Origin of the sequence: Paraburkholderia sp. BR10872 (assembly GCF_040965835.1) — a bacterium.
Lineage (GTDB): Bacteria > Pseudomonadota > Gammaproteobacteria > Burkholderiales > Burkholderiaceae > Paraburkholderia > Paraburkholderia nodosa_A.
On the sequence record NZ_JBFRCN010000030.1, the window covers coordinates 84,749 to 100,734 of the forward strand.

Annotated in this window: 17 protein-coding genes; 14 read left to right on the forward strand and 3 right to left on the reverse strand. The window is 66.0% G+C overall.

What is annotated here, in order from left to right; all coding sequences use genetic code 11:
• Positions 1 to 24 precede the first annotated feature (24 nt).
• The 5 genes from AB4Y43_RS22845 (at position 25) to AB4Y43_RS22865 (ending at position 6,685) form a co-directional block, all read left to right on the forward strand.
• Positions 25 to 1,674 (forward strand): methyl-accepting chemotaxis protein, encoded by a 1,650-nt coding sequence (locus tag AB4Y43_RS22845; RefSeq protein ID WP_368728858.1) that lies wholly within the window; start codon positions 25 to 27, stop codon positions 1,672 to 1,674.
• A 454-nt stretch (positions 1,675 to 2,128) separates the two neighbouring features.
• Positions 2,129 to 2,374 carry a hypothetical protein gene (locus AB4Y43_RS22850; protein WP_028207914.1) on the forward strand — a complete coding sequence of 82 codons (246 nt, stop codon included), beginning with the start codon at positions 2,129 to 2,131 and terminating at the stop codon, positions 2,372 to 2,374.
• A gap of 265 nt (positions 2,375 to 2,639) precedes the next feature.
• On the forward strand, positions 2,640 to 3,629 hold the full coding sequence (locus AB4Y43_RS22855; RefSeq protein ID WP_069261507.1) for a DedA family protein/thiosulfate sulfurtransferase GlpE: 990 nt from the start codon (positions 2,640 to 2,642) through the stop codon (positions 3,627 to 3,629).
• A gap of 46 nt (positions 3,630 to 3,675) precedes the next feature.
• Complete coding sequence (locus tag AB4Y43_RS22860) at positions 3,676 to 5,424, forward strand: FAD-dependent oxidoreductase (RefSeq protein WP_083244990.1); 1,749 nt, start codon at positions 3,676 to 3,678, stop codon at positions 5,422 to 5,424.
• On the forward strand, positions 5,417 to 6,685 hold the full coding sequence (locus tag AB4Y43_RS22865; RefSeq protein WP_368605000.1) for a winged helix-turn-helix domain-containing protein: 1,269 nt from the start codon (positions 5,417 to 5,419) through the stop codon (positions 6,683 to 6,685). Before AB4Y43_RS22860 ends, AB4Y43_RS22865 begins: the two co-directional genes overlap by 8 nt.
• 47 nt (positions 6,686 to 6,732) lie before the next feature.
• Here the strand turns inward: AB4Y43_RS22865 and AB4Y43_RS22870 are convergent, their stop codons facing one another.
• Positions 6,733 to 7,008 carry a hypothetical protein gene (locus AB4Y43_RS22870; RefSeq protein ID WP_028207911.1) on the reverse strand — a complete coding sequence of 92 codons (276 nt, stop codon included), beginning with the start codon at positions 7,006 to 7,008 and terminating at the stop codon, positions 6,733 to 6,735.
• Positions 7,009 to 7,637: 629 nt separating this feature from the next.
• Here AB4Y43_RS22870 and AB4Y43_RS22875 point away from each other — a divergent pair.
• Entirely contained in the window at positions 7,638 to 7,949 is a 312-nt protein-coding gene (locus AB4Y43_RS22875) for a thioredoxin family protein (RefSeq protein ID WP_324154874.1), read from the forward strand.
• Between the two features lie 99 nt (positions 7,950 to 8,048).
• On the opposite strand, the gene hpaR is transcribed toward AB4Y43_RS22875, so the two are convergent.
• Positions 8,049 to 8,447, reverse strand: a complete 399-nt coding sequence (hpaR, locus tag AB4Y43_RS22880; protein WP_069261859.1) for a homoprotocatechuate degradation operon regulator HpaR — start codon at positions 8,445 to 8,447, stop codon at positions 8,049 to 8,051.
• Positions 8,448 to 8,635: 188 nt separating this feature from the next.
• Here hpaR and AB4Y43_RS22885 point away from each other — a divergent pair, with 188 nt between their 5' ends.
• From AB4Y43_RS22885 to hpaI, 7 genes are read left to right on the forward strand one after another with little or no spacing between them, the layout of a single operon-like run.
• Complete coding sequence (locus AB4Y43_RS22885) at positions 8,636 to 9,406, forward strand: fumarylacetoacetate hydrolase family protein (RefSeq protein WP_368728859.1); 771 nt, start codon at positions 8,636 to 8,638, stop codon at positions 9,404 to 9,406.
• Positions 9,403 to 10,158 (forward strand): fumarylacetoacetate hydrolase family protein, encoded by a 756-nt coding sequence (locus AB4Y43_RS22890; protein ID WP_368728860.1) that lies wholly within the window; start codon positions 9,403 to 9,405, stop codon positions 10,156 to 10,158. Before AB4Y43_RS22885 ends, AB4Y43_RS22890 begins: the two co-directional genes overlap by 4 nt.
• 34 nt (positions 10,159 to 10,192) lie before the next feature.
• Positions 10,193 to 11,650 (forward strand): 5-carboxymethyl-2-hydroxymuconate semialdehyde dehydrogenase, encoded by a 1,458-nt coding sequence (gene hpaE / locus AB4Y43_RS22895; protein ID WP_368728861.1) that lies wholly within the window; start codon positions 10,193 to 10,195, stop codon positions 11,648 to 11,650.
• Positions 11,650 to 12,513 carry a 3,4-dihydroxyphenylacetate 2,3-dioxygenase gene (gene hpaD, locus AB4Y43_RS22900; protein ID WP_069261513.1) on the forward strand — a complete coding sequence of 288 codons (864 nt, stop codon included), beginning with the start codon at positions 11,650 to 11,652 and terminating at the stop codon, positions 12,511 to 12,513. Before hpaE ends, hpaD begins: the two co-directional genes overlap by 1 nt.
• A 24-nt stretch (positions 12,514 to 12,537) precedes the next feature.
• A complete protein-coding gene (locus tag AB4Y43_RS22905) occupies positions 12,538 to 12,948 on the forward strand; it encodes a 5-carboxymethyl-2-hydroxymuconate Delta-isomerase (protein WP_368682427.1) in 411 nt (136 codons plus the stop codon).
• The gene (gene hpaH, locus AB4Y43_RS22910; protein ID WP_368728865.1) at positions 12,948 to 13,751 is read left to right on the forward strand and encodes a 2-oxo-hept-4-ene-1,7-dioate hydratase; all 804 of its coding nucleotides are present in this window, start codon (positions 12,948 to 12,950) and stop codon (positions 13,749 to 13,751) included. Before AB4Y43_RS22905 ends, hpaH begins: the two co-directional genes overlap by 1 nt.
• A 16-nt stretch (positions 13,752 to 13,767) precedes the next feature.
• Positions 13,768 to 14,550 (forward strand): 4-hydroxy-2-oxoheptanedioate aldolase, encoded by a 783-nt coding sequence (gene hpaI, locus AB4Y43_RS22915; protein ID WP_342946870.1) that lies wholly within the window; start codon positions 13,768 to 13,770, stop codon positions 14,548 to 14,550.
• 44 nt (positions 14,551 to 14,594) lie between these two features.
• On the opposite strand, the gene AB4Y43_RS22920 is transcribed toward hpaI, so the two are convergent.
• Entirely contained in the window at positions 14,595 to 15,038 is a 444-nt protein-coding gene (locus AB4Y43_RS22920; RefSeq protein ID WP_368728862.1) for a MarR family winged helix-turn-helix transcriptional regulator, read from the reverse strand.
• Positions 15,039 to 15,205: 167 nt separating this feature from the next.
• Between AB4Y43_RS22920 and AB4Y43_RS22925 the strand changes: the two genes are divergently transcribed.
• Positions 15,206 to 15,976, forward strand: coding sequence for a class II aldolase/adducin family protein (locus AB4Y43_RS22925; RefSeq protein WP_069261516.1), 771 nt, complete (start codon positions 15,206 to 15,208; stop codon positions 15,974 to 15,976).
• Positions 15,977 to 15,986 lie beyond the last annotated feature (10 nt).

Here is a 15,986-nt window from a genome sequence, read left to right on the forward strand (position 1 = left end):
AAGCGGCCCCATCGAAGGAATCTCATGCGCAACAATCAACCCGTCACGCAGCAGGAATTCGACTATCCCGCTTCGCAGATGCTCGTCTCGGCCACCGACCTCAAGGGCCGCATTCAGTACTGCAATCCTGCGTTCGTCGCGGTGTCCGGCTTCACGAAAGAAGAGCTGATCGGCAAGGCACATAACATCATTCGTCATCCCGACATGCCGGCCGAAGCGTTCGCCGACTTGTGGGAGACCGTGCGCGATGGCCGTCCCTGGACCGCGATCGTCAAGAACCGCCGCAAGTCGGGCGACCACTACTGGGTGCGCGCGAACGTAACGCCCGTCTCCGAGCAAGGCACGGTGGTCGGTTATCTGAGCGTGCGCGTGAAGCCCACGCGCGAGGAAATCCGCACGGCAGAAGCCTTCTACACGCAAATGCGCGGGGGCCGTCTGCAAGGCGTGCGGCTGCGCCACGGCTCGGTGGTGCGCACAGGCCTCGTGGGCGCATTGCAGTCAGTCCTGCGCGTGCCCATCGCCACGCGTATCGCCTTCGGCTATGGCGCCGTGCCCGCCGTGTTCGCCGCGGCCGGCTTCGCGGCCTGGCAGGGCCTGCCGCCGCTGCCGTTCTGGGGTGCATTCGGCGCGGCCTGCCTGTGTGCGTTCGGCGCCTGGCGTCTGACCACGCGCCACCTCGGCGCACCGCTCGCGCAGATGACCACGGCCTCCACGCGCATGGCGGCGGGCGACCTCACGGCCACGCTCGCGGTCGCCACGAACGACGATCTCGGCGACGTGCTCCAGGCGCTCAACCAGTTGCAGGCCAATCTCACGGCGATCGTGTTCGACGTGCGCTCGCAGATCGACGGCATGCTCGACGCCGCGCACGAAATCTCGAGCGGCAATCTCGATCTCTCGCGCCGCACCGAAATGCAGGCGGCATCGCTCGAAGAAACCGCGGCCACGATGGATCAGCTCACGACCACCGTGCAGGCCAACGCCGAAGCCAGCGCCCGCGCGCTCGATCTCGCACGCGACGCGCAGTCCGCCGCCGCCGAGGGCGGCTCGATCGCCGCGCAGATGGAGCGCACGATGACGGGCATCACCGACGCATCGCGCCGGATCAGCGACATCACCGGCGTGATCGACGGCATCGCGTTTCAGACCAACATCCTCGCGCTCAACGCCGCTGTCGAAGCCGCGCGTGCGGGCGAGGCCGGCCGCTCGTTCGCCGTGGTGGCGGGCGAGGTGCGCATGCTCGCGCAGCGCTGCGCGGCATCGGCCAAGGAGATCAAGCAGGTCGTGGACGCCAGCGTCAACGAGATCGCCGAGGGCACGCGTCTCGTCGGCAACACGACGGCGCAGATGCGCTCGATCGACGAAGCCGTGAGCCGCGTCTCGTCGATCATCACCGAGGTCGCGAACGCCAGCGGCGAGCAGGCCGAAGGCATCCGCCAGGTCAATCAGGCCGTCGCGCATCTGGACAGCGCCACGCAGCAGAACGCCGCGCTCGTCGAGCAGGCCGCCGCCACGGCGCAGCGGCTCGCCGAGCAGGCCGACGTGCTCGACGAGGCCGTGCGCCTCTTCACCGTGGCAGGCGCCGAAGCGGAAAAGCCCGCAAAGCCCGCCCGCACCCCGGCGCGCCGCCAGAGCGTCAATCTTGCCGAAGCAGCCGAGGAGATCGCAGCATAACTACCGGCTCGCACGCCGCGCCGCAAACGCAGTCGGGTGGCTCCGTCTATTGGTCTGAGAGATCGGCGTTAGTCCCATCTCGACAGTGCGGCGCGCGGGCGGCACCATGAAAACCGTCAGCAAGCCGTACCCCGGTTTGCTGATCCGAGTAACAACGGCGTTTCAACGGCTCGCCCGGCCTGCCCGGGTGGGCCGTTTTTTCTGTTGCGCACGCCTGGCGCCTGGCATCGCTTTGCTTCGCAACCATGACAGCGGTGCAACGCGCAACGCATTTCGCATGGCCCGTTGCAGGGCGCGCAAAAACGGGCGTTGCGCCGGCGAGTCGCGTTACACTGGCTGGCCAGGGTCGCGGCACAGCGATCTCGCTGTGTGTGTCTGCGCTCACTTGCATGAACACGCCGCGCAGCCGACCCCGTACAATGGCTCGACCACCCAACGCACGAGGACAACATCAATGCGCACGACCGGGTCTTCCGGAAACATGACCCTGCTCACCGAGCATGACGACGCGACCGGACGCGAACTGCGTTCACTGCGCCTCGAATCGGCGGCCGACGGCAAAAGCCTCTTGCTGGTCGAAGTCGACGAGCGCAAGCCGGGCATCCATCGCGAAGTGCGTTACGAAATCACGCCGGCCGAGCTGATCGCGGCCATTCGCGCACAAGGCGCCGAGCTGCCCGGGGAATCACACACGCGCTAAGCGCACCGAAACTGACGACACGAACGCGGCACGCGCAGTCTCGTGTGCCGCGTACTGTCGCTTTCCACTCATCGGGCGCCTCTCGCGAACACCTCGCGTTTCTCTCTTTTAATCCGGCGCTTTTTTCATATGCCTGCCCTACTCGGCAGGCATTCTCACGCGCGTGCAGGGGGTCGCTTGCACGCGTTCGAAATACGTCCATAATCTTTACGTTACCCTTCTATCTTTCCCGTTCCTCGCCTGACGGCGCAACGGAAGTAAGCCGATGCTACATGACCTCGTCGCGCAATACGGGCCTGCGCTGGTGTTCATCAATGTGCTCGCCGGATCGCTTGGGCTGCCCGTGCCCGCGATGCCCGCGCTCGTGTTGTTCGGCGCGATGGCGGCCATGCATCCCGGTTCGATCGGCCAGCAGGTCGCACCGGTGCTCGGGCTCGCCATCTTCGCCATGCTGATTGGCGACAGCGTGTGGTTCATGGCCGGGCGCCTCTACGGCGGCAACACGCTCAAGACGCTCTGCAAGCTCTCGCTCTCGCGCGACACCTGCGTGAAAAAAACCGAGCGCTTTTTCGGCCGCTGGGGCGTGCGCGTGCTCGCCGTCGCCAAGTTCGTGCCGGGGCTGTCGCTCGTGTCCGTGCCGATGGCCGGCGCGATGGGCGTGCCCTACCGCCAGTTCGTCGGCTTCGACGGCATCGGCGCGGCGCTGTGGTCCGGCACCGGCCTGCTCGTCGGCGTGATGTTCGCGCCGCAGATCGACATGCTGATGAGCGGCGCAAGCCGCCTTGGCCGCTTCGCCCTCGTTGTGGTGGCCGTGCTGCTGGTGCTTTACGCGACCTACCGCTGGCAGCGCCGCCGCCAGCTCATCAAAAAGCTCGCGAACGCGCGCATCACGGTGGAAGACCTTTACCGCGCGATGGGCGCCAAGCCGCCGCCGGTCGTGTTCGACATTCGTTCAGAAGAAAAGCGCAAGCTCGATCCGTACATCATTCCGGGCGCGTTGTTCGCCGACGAGCGCAAGCTCGACGAGATCGTCGGCAAGTACCCCAACGACCAGAAGCTCGTGATCTACTGCTCGTGCCCCAATGAAATTTCCGCGGCCTGGATGGCGAAGAAGCTAGCCGAGGCCGGCTTTACCGATGTGGTGCCGCTGCTGGGCGGTCTCGATGCGTGGCGCGACGCCGGCCGCACGCTCGAGTCCCTCCAGATGCACGCCCACACCGAAGTCCCGGTCAACATCACGCCTAAAGCTGTCTGATCCGGGCGGCCCGCTCCCGAGCCGCCCGCACGAGGAGAACCGCCAGATGGGCACGATCACCGAAGCCGAGGTTCCCGAATCCGAGGAACTTCCTTCCGCGAGCCGCCACTCCGACACGCAGCCGCAACCCGCCGAAGCGCCGTTCTCGACGCTCTCCACGCGGCGCCATCAGATGTTCCCCCAGCTCACCGACGACGAAATCGCGCGCCTCGCGCGCTTCGGCGAAGAGCGCCACTGGTCGGCAGGGGAGCTGCTCTTTCGCACGGGCGAAACCGGCCCCGGCATGTTCGTGCTGCTCTCCGGTTCGGTCAAAGTTTTCCAGCGCGACGGGCTGGGCCGCGAGCGCCTCATCGTCGAGCATGGGCGCGGGCATTTCCTCGCCGAAGTGGGCCAGCTCTCGGGCGGCCCGGCGCTCGTGGACGGCATGGCGCTCGAACCCGTCGATGCGATCCTGATTCCGCCCGAGCGGCTGCGCGCGGCCATCGTCGCGGAAGCCGAACTCGGGGAGCGCATCGTACGTGCGCTGATCCTGCGCCGCGTCTCGCTGATCGAAAAGGGCGCGGGCGGCCCGATTCTCGTCGGCAAGCACGACGATCCCACGCTCGTTTCGCTGCAAGGCTTCCTTTCGCGCAACGGCCATCCGTATTCCGTGCTCGACGAGCGCGACGAAGGCATGCTTTGCGGCGTAATCGAGCGTTTCGCCGCGCGCTGCGAGGACCTGCCGCTCGTGATCTGCCCCGACGGGTCGGTGCTGCGCCGTCCCAGCGCGCCCGAACTGGCCACGTGCCTCGGCATCCTGCCCGAGCTCGACGGCGAGCGCGTCTACGACGTCGCCGTGGTGGGCGCGGGCCCGGCCGGTCTCGCCACGGCGGTCTACGCCGCTTCGGAAGGCCTTTCGGTGATCGTGCTCGACTCGCGCGCGCCCGGCGGCCAGGCGGGCGCCAGCTCGCGTATCGAAAACTATCTGGGCTTTCCCACCGGTATCTCCGGCCAGGCGCTCGCCGGCCGCGCGTTCGTGCAGGCGCAGAAGTTCGGCGCACACGTGGCCATTCCGGTCTCGGTGCGCAAGCTGATCTGCGATGAAGAACCGCGGCGGCTCGAAACCTGCAGCGGCGATGTGCGCGCGCATACGGTCGTGATCGCGAGCGGCGCCGTGTACCGCAAGCCCGCGATCGAGGGCATCGATCGCTATACGGGGCGCGGCATTTACTACTGGGCCTCACCGGTCGAGGCGAAGCTTTGCAAGCACGAGAACATCGTGCTCGTGGGCGGCGGCAATTCCGCGGGCCAGGCGATCGTCTACCTCTCCACGCACGCGCGCCAGATCGACGTGCTGATCCGCAAGGCCGGTTTCGAATCGACGATGTCGCGCTATCTGATCGACCGTATCGCTTCGCTCTCGAACGTGCACGTGCATGGGCACAGCGAGATCGGCGGCCTGGACGAAGACACGAGCGGCCTCGCCTCGGTGCGCCTGAAGATGCCGTGCCCGGAGGGCGTCGACCATTTCGATTCGCGCCATCTGTTCCTCTTCACGGGCGCGGACCCGAACACCGGCTGGCTGCGCGCATGCGGCGTGAAGCTCGACCCGCACGGCTTCGTGCTGACCGGCGACAACGAGTCGTGCAGCCTCGCGACTTCGGTGGAAGGCGTCTACGCGATCGGCGACGCGCGAGCGGGCTCGACCAAGCGCGTGGCCGCGGCGGTGGGCGAAGGCGCGGCTGTGGTCGCGCAGATCCATCAACGGCTCGCTGCGCTGCGGCCGGTGACGGTGGTCGCGGGCGTTCATGCGTGAGCGCGCTGTGGAGGTTGCAGAAGCGCCAACGGTTGCCGAAGCCGGTTCCTCGCTAGTTCTGCCGCTCGCGGCGGCTCGCACGCTGCACCTCGCGGCGCAAGGGCTGCTCACGCCGCCGCGCCGCAAGGCTACGCAAGAAGACGTGCTCGATGCGATCCGCCGCATGGCGCAGCTGCAGATCGACACGATCCACGTGGTCGCGCGCAGTCCCTATTTCGTGCTGTTCAGCCGCATTGGCGCGTTCGAGCCGGCCTGGCTCGACGCGCATCTCGCGCAGGGGCGCCTGTTCGAATACTGGGCGCACGAGGCCTGCTTCCTGCCGATCGAGGACTACGGGCTGCTGCGCCATCGCATGCTCGACCCTTCCGGCATGGGCTGGAAATACGCGGCCGAGTGGCATGACCAATACCGTGACGAGATCGACGCCCTGCTCGAGCGCATCCGCGCCGAGGGCGCCGTGCGTTCCGCCGACTTCGCGCGCGCCGAGGGCGACAAAGGCAGCGGCTGGTGGGACTGGAAGCCGGAGAAGCGGCATCTGGAAGTACTGTTCGCAACCGGCGCGCTGATGGTGGCGCAGCGGCACAACTTCCAGCGTGTGTACGACGTGGCCGAGCGCGTACTGCCGCACTGGAACGATGCGCGCGACCTGCCGCCACGCGCCGAAGCGGAGCGCGCGCTGCTCCTGCGCTCCTGCCGCGCGCTCGGCGTGATCCGCGCGGACTGGGCCGCCGACTACTTCCGCCTGCCGCGCCGCCCGTATGCCGATGCCCTCCACGCACTCGCCGACGCGGGCGAGCTGCTGCCCGTGCGCGTAGAAGGCTGGAAACACGATGCGTTCGTGCATCGCGAGCACGCGGCCCTCATCGGCGAAGCGGCGAGCGGCAAGCTCGCCTCCACGGTCACGACCCTGCTCTCGCCCTTCGATCCGGTGGTGTGGGATCGCAAGCGAGCGCTCGCGCTATTCGATTTCGATTACGCCATGGAATGCTATGTGCCGGCCGCGAAGCGCAAATACGGTTACTTCGCACTACCGATCTTGAATCGCGGACGGCTGATCGGGCGCATCGACGCAAAGGCGCATCGGGCGCAGCAGGTGTTCGAGGTGAAATCGCTGCATCTGGAGCCCGGCGTACGCGCGAGCGGCCGTCTGGTGGCCGACTTGCGCCGGGCGCTGCAGCGTTGCGCGGACTGGCACGGCACGCCGGAGCTACGCATCGGCGCAGCACCGGACGGCCTCGCGGCCGCCCTGCTGGCTGCGTGAGCGTGCGACTGCTGACCCGGCAGAGCCGCCGCACGCGTTGAAAACGATTAGTGCTCCAGCTTGGCGCGCAGTTCGCGCGCGGCTTCGAGCAAGCCTTCGTAGCCCGAACGCGCGTGTTGCGGCAGGTCGGGGTCGCCCACCAGCGCGCCCAGCGTTTCGACGAGGCTGAAGACGAGGCCCTTGGCCGCGCCCGCCGCGATCTTGCCGGACTTCACGCCTTCGTCGACGTGGCTGAAGGCGGCGTTCAGGCTCTCCAGATCCGGTTGCGATGAACCGGCGCCAGGCTTTTGAGCGTCCTGCTTTTGCTTGTCGTCGCTCGTCATGATGAACTCGATCTCCCTTGGTGAGCAGTAGTCAAAAGAATCACGCACGTTTCAATGTTATATACCCATCGGGTGCGGGCGTCCATTCGAGGCCCGGCAGCGCGAGGAGCAACGCAAAGCGCACTCCCGAATCTTCTCACCTTTGCCGCCCACGCGCAGAAGCCGCGAGCGCGACGGCTTGTCGCTTCGTCACGCCCGGCGACTAAAAAACGCCTTGAAATCAGGGCTAATGTGGATTTCGCACGATGGATCGGCAGGTGCCTCGCCTCGCTTCACACGAGCGCCGATGGCGTGTTACGACCTCTCCCGCAAACGCTCACCATTGCGCTTCGAAACGTGGATTCTCGCCGCTTCGAGTGCGTCTGCCGATCGGTTCGCGCTCACCGCACCTCACGTCGGATTTGCATTTCACCCTTGTTTTCAAGGTACTTCTGCTCATGGCGGCACGTCCCACGCGCTCGCGCCACTCCGTTCAAGGTGCGTGACCGGTTGGCAACCTGCTCACTCCCGAAAAGCCTCACCTCTCGCGCGACTGTCCATTTGGGGCGTCCATTGCGAAGCCTGAACGTTGCCGCGCGATGCAGTATCGTATGTGGATGTCTGCAGATGCCAATACGAGGAATCACACGATGAGCTACGCCACGAACGCGCCCGCCCGCAAGGAAATCGACTCGCTCAGCGGGGCCGCCGTCGTCGAATTCGGCACCGACTGGTGCGGCTATTGTCAGGGTGCGCAACCGCTGATCGGCGCGGCGTTCGAGCGTAATCCGCAGGTGCGTCGCCTGAAAGTGGAAGACGGACCGGGCCGCGCGCTCGGCCGCTCGTTTCGCGTGAAGCTCTGGCCCACACTCATTTTCCTGCGCGACGGTGTGGAGGTCGCGCGCGTGGTGCGTCCACAAAACGCCGCCGAACTCGACGAGGCGTTCGCTTCGCTCGCGTAGTCGCGCCACGCCCTCCTACGCGGTCCGAACGATCGGCGCAGACCGCTCCCGAAAAGCCTCACCTTTGCCGGCGGGCGCGCCCGAAAGCGCCCGCCGCGCTCACGCCTCCAGGCCGGCGAGCAGATCGTCGATCGCGCGATACACACGCTCGACCACCTCCGGCCCCACCTCCGCTTCCAGCGCCTTGTAGCGCGCCTCCAATTCGTTCGAAATCGCTTTCACGAGTTGATGGCTCTTCTTCGTGAGCGAGACGAGCACGCGCCGCTGGTCGTCGGCGAAACGCTCCTTCGTCACGAGGCCGAGCGTCTCCATACGTGCGAGCACGCCCGCCATGCTCGGGCTGGAGATCGTGCACAGGTCGGAAATCTGCCGCGGCTCGAGCGGTCCGCTTTCATTGAGCGCGCGGATCACGCGCCACTGCTGCTCGGTGAGGCCGTGCGACGTGATGAGCGGGCGAAAGCGTTCCATCATCTTTTCGCGCGCGCGCAGCAGCAGCATGGGCAGGTTGCGGTGCGCAACGCGAGTGGTCGGGCGCGAAGTATCGGACATGGCGGTTTCAGCTAAACGAAGAATTCGACGAACAGGCCCAGGAGAAACCCGAAAAGTTCTCATCGACGATTGACGAGGGATCATAGCAAGCGCACTATCACTCACATATTAGTGTTTCCGTGAAGCCAATCCAAGCCATGTTTTCCGTTGCCGATCATCTGCTGCACGTCGAAGGCGAGGCCTTGCCGCGCGACGTCAGCGCCGCTGCCGTGCGCGGGCTGCTCGCCACAGGTGCGCGTTGCCGGGCGCCTGTGAGCGGCGCTGTCTACGGCACGCTGCTCAACGACCGCCACGCGCTCGAAGCGCTGGGCGACGCCGTGAACGCGCCCCCTTACAAGGCGCCGCCGCGCGCGCCCATTCTCTACCTGAAGCCGCGCAACACGCTCGCAGGCCACCGCGCGCGCGTGGCCGTGCCCGGCGGCGAGGGCGTCCAGGTGGGCGCATCGCTCGGCGTCGTGATCGGGCGCACCGCCGCGCGCGTCGCCGCACATGAAGCGTTCGATTACATCGCGGGGTATACGCTCGTGGCCGATCTGAGCGTGCCGCATGCGAGCGTCTATCGCCCCTCGGTGCGGTTTCGCGCACGCGACAACTTCTGCGTAATCGGCCCCGCCGTGGTCGCGCGCCGGCATGCGGCCGATCCGGATGAGCTTGCCATTGCGGTGAACGTCGAAGGCGGCGCGGCCTTCCGTGCAACGACGGCCACGAACGTTCGCGGCGTCGCCCAGTTGCTCGCCGACGTCACCGACTTCATGACGCTCGCCCCCGGCGACGTCATCACGCTCGGCGTGCCGCATGGCGCACCCGTGGTTCAGGCCGGTGCGCGTGCAGCGATCTCCATTGGAGACTGGGCGCCACTCGAAATCGAATTCGTCGCGGCAGACGTGGCGCTGGGAGCACAAGCATGATGCGCGCACGCGTTGCCTATGCAGGCGCCATCCACGAAGCCACGCCCGAAGGAGACCGCGTGCGGCTCGCCGACGGCCGCGTGCGCGAGGAACATGAAGTCGTCTGGCTCGCGCCGTTCGAGCCCGGCACGATCTTCGCACTCGGGCTCAATTACGCCGAGCACGCCAAAGAACTGCAGTTCTCGAAGCAGGAAGAGCCGCTCGTGTTCCTCAAGGGGCCGGGCAGCGTGATCGGCCATCGCGGCACCACGCGCCGCCCCGCCGACGTCACGTTCATGCACTACGAGTGCGAGCTCGCCGTCGTGATCGGCCGCACCGCGCAGCACGTGAAACGCGAGGACGCCATGCAGTACGTCGCCGGCTACACGATCGCGAACGACTACGCGATCCGCGACTATCTGGAGAACTACTACCGCCCGAACCTGCGCGTGAAAAACCGCGACGGCGGCACCGTGCTCGGCCCCTGGTTCGTCGACGCCGCCGATGTCGCCGACGTCAACGCGCTCGGCCTGCGCACTTACGTGAACGGCGAACTCAAGCAGAACGGCAACACGCGCGATTTCGTCACCGGCGTCGCGGAACTCATCGAGTATTTGAGCGGCTTCATGACGCTCGCCCCCGGCGACGTCGTTCTGACCGGCACGCCCGAAGGCGTCGTCAACGTGAATGCAGGCGACGAAGTCGTCTGCGAGATCGACGGTCTGGGCCGTCTCGTCAACACCGTCGCGAGCGACGTCGACTACGGGCGCTGATCCGCCAACGAATCGAACACGGACTACGTTAGACATGCGAATCGACCATCTGATCAACGGCCGCGCACACAGCGGACGCGACTACTTCGAAACCGTGAATCCCGCGAACCAGGACGTGCTCGCGGAAGTGGCGCGCGGCGGCGCAGAGGAAGTCGATCTCGCGGTGCGCGCCGCGAAAGACGCCTTTCCCGCCTGGGCGGCAACGCCCGCCGCGGAGCGCGCGAAGGCGATCCGCAAGCTCGGCGAGCTGATCGCGAAGAACGTGCCCGAAATCGCGCAGACCGAAACGAAGGACACCGGCCAGACCATTTCGCAAACCGGCAAGCAACTCGTGCCGCGCGCCGCCGACAACTTCAGCTACTTCGCCGAAGTCTGCACCGCCGTGGACGGCCACACCTACCCCACGTCCACGCATCTGAACTACACGCTGTTTCATCCCGTGGGCGTGTGCGCGCTCATCTCGCCCTGGAACGTGCCGTTCATGACCGCCACGTGGAAGGTCGCGCCCTGCCTCGCGTTCGGCAATACCGCCGTGCTGAAGATGAGCGAGCTATCGCCGCTCACGGCCTCGATGCTCGGCCAGCTTGCGCTCGATGCAGGCATTTCGGCGGGCGTGCTCAATGTCGTGCACGGCTATGGCAAGGAAGCGGGCGAGCCGCTCGTCGCGCACCCCGACGTGCGCGCCGTTTCGTTCACGGGCTCGACGGCTACGGGCAACCGCATCGTGCAGGCCGCGGGCCTCAAGAAGTTCTCGATGGAGCTGGGCGGCAAATCCCCGTTCGTGATCTTCGACGACGCCGATTTCGAACGCGCGCTCGACGCCGCCGTGTTCATGATCTTCTCGAACAACGGCGAGCGCTGCACGGCGGGCTCGCGCATTCTCGTGCAGCGTTCGATCTACGCGAAGTTCGCCGAGCGCTTCGTCGAGCGTGCGAAGCGCATCAGCGTAGGCGATCCGCTCGACGAGACAACCATCCTCGGCCCGATGATCAGCCAGGGCCATCTCGCGAAGGTCCGCAGCTATATCGAGCTCGGACCGAAGGAAGGCGCGACGCTCGCTTGCGGCGGCCTCGACGCGCCGGCGCTGCCCGACGCGGTGAAGAACGGAAACTTCGTTATGCCGACCGTGTTCGTCGATGTCGATAACCGCATGCGCATTGCGCAGGAAGAAATTTTCGGCCCGGTGGCGTGCCTGATTCCCTTCGACGACGAAGCTCATGCGATCCGCCTTGCCAACGACATCGCCTATGGTCTGTCCAGCTATGTGTGGACCGAGAACACCGGCCGCGCGCTGCGCGTGGCCGCCGCCGTCGAAGCGGGCATGTGCTTCGTGAATAGCCAGAACGTACGCGACCTGCGCCAGCCGTTCGGCGGCACGAAGGCTTCTGGCGTCGGCCGCGAAGGCGGCACATGGAGCTACGAAGTGTTCCTCGAGCCGAAGAACGTGTGTGTTTCGCTCGGCTCGCATCACATTCCGCACTGGGGCGTGTAATGGGCAAACTCGCGCTGGCGGCCAAGGTCACGCACGTGCCTTCGCTGTACCTCTCCGAACTGGACGGCCCCCACAAAGGCTGCCGCCAGGCGGCCATCGACGGCCATCACGAGATCGGCCGCCGCTGCCGCGAACTGGGCGTCGATACGATCGTCGTGTTCGATGTGCACTGGCTCGTGAACAGCGAGTATCACATCAACTGTGCGCCGCGCTTCGAAGGCGTCTACACGAGCAACGAGCTGCCGCATTTCATCAAGAACATGCCGTATGCGTACCCCGGCAATCCGCAGCTTGGCCATCTGATTGCCGATGTCGCGAACGAAATGGGCGTCAAGACGCGCGCCCATAGCGAAACGACGCTCGACCTCGAATACGGCACGCTCGTCCCCATGCGCTACATGAACGGCGACGAACATTTCCGCACGGTTTCGGTGGCGGGCTGGTGCATGTGGCACGACCTCGCCACCAGCGCGCGCTTTGGCCTGGCCGTGCGCCGCGCGATCGAAGAGCGCTACGACGGCACGGTGGCGATACTCGCGAGCGGGTCGCTGAGCCACCACTTCGCCAACAACGGCACGGCCGAAGCCTTCATGCACAAGGTCTGGGACCCGTTTCTCGAAGCGACCGATCGCAACGTCGTGGCGATGTGGGAGCGTGGCGACTGGAAAACCTTCTGCGACATGCTGCCGATGTACAACGAAAAGTGCTGGGGTGAAGGCGGTATGCACGACACGGCCATGCTGCTCGGCGCGCTCGGGTGGGACCGCTATGAAGGCCGGGCGGAAGTCGTCACGCCGTATTTCGGCAGCTCCGGCACAGGGCAGATCAACGCCATCCTGCCGGTCATGCCGCTACCGGCTTAAGCGGCTCAAACACGGGAGAACGCCATGCCCCATCTCACCCTCGAATACAGCGCGAATCTCGCGGATGCGAGCAGCATGGGTCAGCTATGCGAATCGCTCGCGCACGTGCTCGATGCACAACGCGACGAGAACGGCGCGCGCGTGTATCCACGCGGCGGCATTCGCACCCGTGCGCTGCGCTGCGAGCAGTACTTCATTGCCGACGGCAACCCCGGGAACGCCTTTCTGCACGGCTGCCTGAAGATCGGCGCAGGCCGCTCCCAGGCCGTGCGACGGGCGACGGGCGATGCGCTCTTCGAGGCGATCAAGCAGCACTTCGAACAAGCCTTCGCGTCGCACGGCCTCGCGCTCTCGCTCGAAATCGTCGAGTTCAGCGAGGAAGGCGCGTGGAAGCACAACAACCTGCACGCCCGGCTCAAAAACGCGAGTTCATGATGCTAGATCAGCAAACCATCTGCGAGCTGGCCGCACGGCTCGACGAAGCGGAACGCACGCGCACGCAGCTGCGGCATTTTTCGCGGTTGCATCCGGAGATGACAATCGACGACGGCTACGCGATCCAGCGCGAGTGGGTCAAACTCAAGCTCGCCGCGGGCCACACGATCAAGGGCCGCAAAATCGGCCTGACGTCGCGCGCCATGCAGCGCGCGTCGCAGATCGACGAGCCCGACTACGCGCCGCTGCTCGACAGCATGTTCATCCCCGCAGGCAGCGAGATTCGCGCGGACCGCTTCATCGCGCCGCGTGTGGAAGTGGAATTGGCGTTCGTGCTGAACCGGCCACTGCAAGGGCCCGACGTCAAGCTCTTCGATGTGCTCGACGCAACGGCCTATGTGACGCCGGCCATCGAGATCATCGACGCGCGCATCGAGCAGTTCGACCGCGAAACCAAAGCGCCACGCAAGGTGTTCGACACGATTTCCGACTTCGCCGCCAACGCGGGCGTCGTGCTGGGCGGCCGCCCGGTCAAGCCGCTCGACGTGGACCTGCGCTGGGTCGGCGCGCTGCTCTACAGGAACGGCGCCGTGGAGGAAAGCGGCCTGGCCGCCGCGGTGCTCGACCATCCGGCAACCGGCGTTGCCTGGCTCGCCAACAAGATCGCGCGCCACGACGAGCGCCTGGAAGCCGGCGATGTGATCCTGAGCGGCTCGTTCACGGCGCCGATTCCGGCACGCGCGGGCGATACGTTCCATGCCGATTACGGCACGCTGGGCGGCATCGGTTTCCATTTCATCTGATCAGGATGCCGTCATCATGGCCGTACCCGCCAACCCGTTCAAGCGCGCGCTCGCGCAAGGCCGCCCGCAAATCGGCCTGTGGGCCGCACTCGCCGACTCGTACGTAACCGAACTGCTTGCGAATACGGGCTTCGACTGGCTGCTGATCGACGGCGAGCACGCGCCCAATGATCTGCGCAGCACGCTCGCGCAACTGCAGGCCGTCGCGCCCTACCCCACGCACGCGATCGTGCGGCCCGTGCGCAACGACGCGGCCATCATCAAGCAACTGCTCGACATCGGCACGCAAACCCTGCTCGTGCCGATGATCGAGAACGCCGAGGAGGCACGCGCCGCCGTCGCCGCGACGCGCTATCCGCCGCACGGCGTGCGCGGCGTGGGCAGCGCGCTTGCGCGTGCCTCGCGCTGGAACGGCTCTGCGGACTATCTGCATCACGCAGCGGAAGAACTGTGCGTGCTGGTCCAGGTGGAAACGGCGAGCGCGCTCGCGCAGCTCGAAGCCATCGCGCAGGCAGGAGGTGTGGACGGCGTGTTCTTCGGGCCCGCGGACCTGAGCGCTTCGATGGGCCTGCTGGGCCAGCCAGGCTCGCCGCAGGTGCGCGAGGCGATCTGCAACGGCATTCGCACTGTGCGCGCGCAAGGCAAAGGCGCGGGCGTGCTCGCGGCCGATCCGGTCATTGCGAACGAATATCTGGAAGCTGGCGCGACGTTCGTCGCCGTGGGCAGCGACGTGTCGTTGCTTGCACGCAGCGCAAGCGAACTGGCCGCGAAATTCCGCCAGCCTGCGGCGCGCGGCTAACGCACGTTCATCCCGCGTTCATCCCGTCGCGCGCGGAGCGCGCTTCATTCGCCCGCTTCCCCGCTCTGTATGAGCTTGGCCAGCACGCTTGCCAGCACTTCGCGCTCGCGCTCGCTCAGCGTGGCGAGAATCGCGTCGTTCGTCGCCTTCGAGATCGCCGTGGCGCGCCGGTAGGTACTGCGCCCCTGCGCCGTGAGCGCCACGAGCACGCCGCGCCCGTCCGCCTCGTTCGAGGTCTTGGCGAGCAGGCCCTTGCGTTCGAGCACGTCGGTGGCGCGGCTCGCCTGGCTGCGGTCGAGATTCGACACGCGCCCGAGATCCGACACCGACAACGATCCGAACGCGCCCACGCTGAGCAGCAGCCGCGCCTCCGTGAGCGACAGGGAGAGCGCTGCCTCGAACGCGTCGCTCATCGTGCGATCGGTCTGCTTCTTGAGCACATGGAGCCGGTAGGTGAACAGCTCCGCGATGTTGTACTTCCCCGTCATGGATCTTCCCGCCTGGTTTTCACCGGCCGCGAAATGCGGCCACGCCGTCAGGATAGCATCGATGAAAGCGCTGTTCTGCAGGTATTTCAGGGAAAGTTTGATGCTTGCACACGCATTTATTTGCGCGTAGGATCGGCGAGATCAGAGCCCGCCACGAGGAGACTTTCATGAATGAAAACATCCAGCGCACGCGCCCCGAATGGTGCGACCCCACGGAATGGGCGGTGCGCGTGCAACTCGCCGCTGTGTATCGCGTGTTTCATCTCATGGGTTGGACCGAGCTGATCTTCAATCACATTACGCTGCGCGTGCCCGGGCCGCACAAGCATTTCCTCATCAACCCGTTCGGGCTCACGTATGACGAAATCAAGGCCTCGAATCTCGTCAAGATCGATCTCGAAGGCAATATCCTGAGTCCGAGCGAGTATCCGATCAACCCGGCCGGCTTCGTGGTTCATAGCGCGATACATGCAAACGTGGCAGACGCGCATTGCGTGATGCATACGCACACTACGGCAGGGCTCGCGGTGGCGTGCATGGAAGGCGGCCTCGCGTATACGAACTTCTATTCGGCGCAGCTGCACGACATGGTCGCGTATCACGACTTCGAAGGCATCACCGTGCACGCCGAAGAAAAATCGCGCATCCTGAAGTCGATGGGCGACAAGCGGCTGCTCATTCTGCGCAACCACGGGCTGCTTTCGCATGGTGTGACCCTCGCGCACGCTTTTGCGCTGCTCTGGACGCTCAATCGCGCGTGCGAGGTGCAGGTCGTGACCGATTCGATGCGCGGTCAGACGCTGCCGATCTCGCCCGCCATTACCGAACGCTCGACGCGCGACGCCTTGCAGTTCTCGCCCGAACACGGCGCGGGCCAGAACGTGCTCGACGCGCTGATCCGTCGTGTCACGCGCATCGACCCGTCTTATCAGGAGTGAAAGTTTGAAC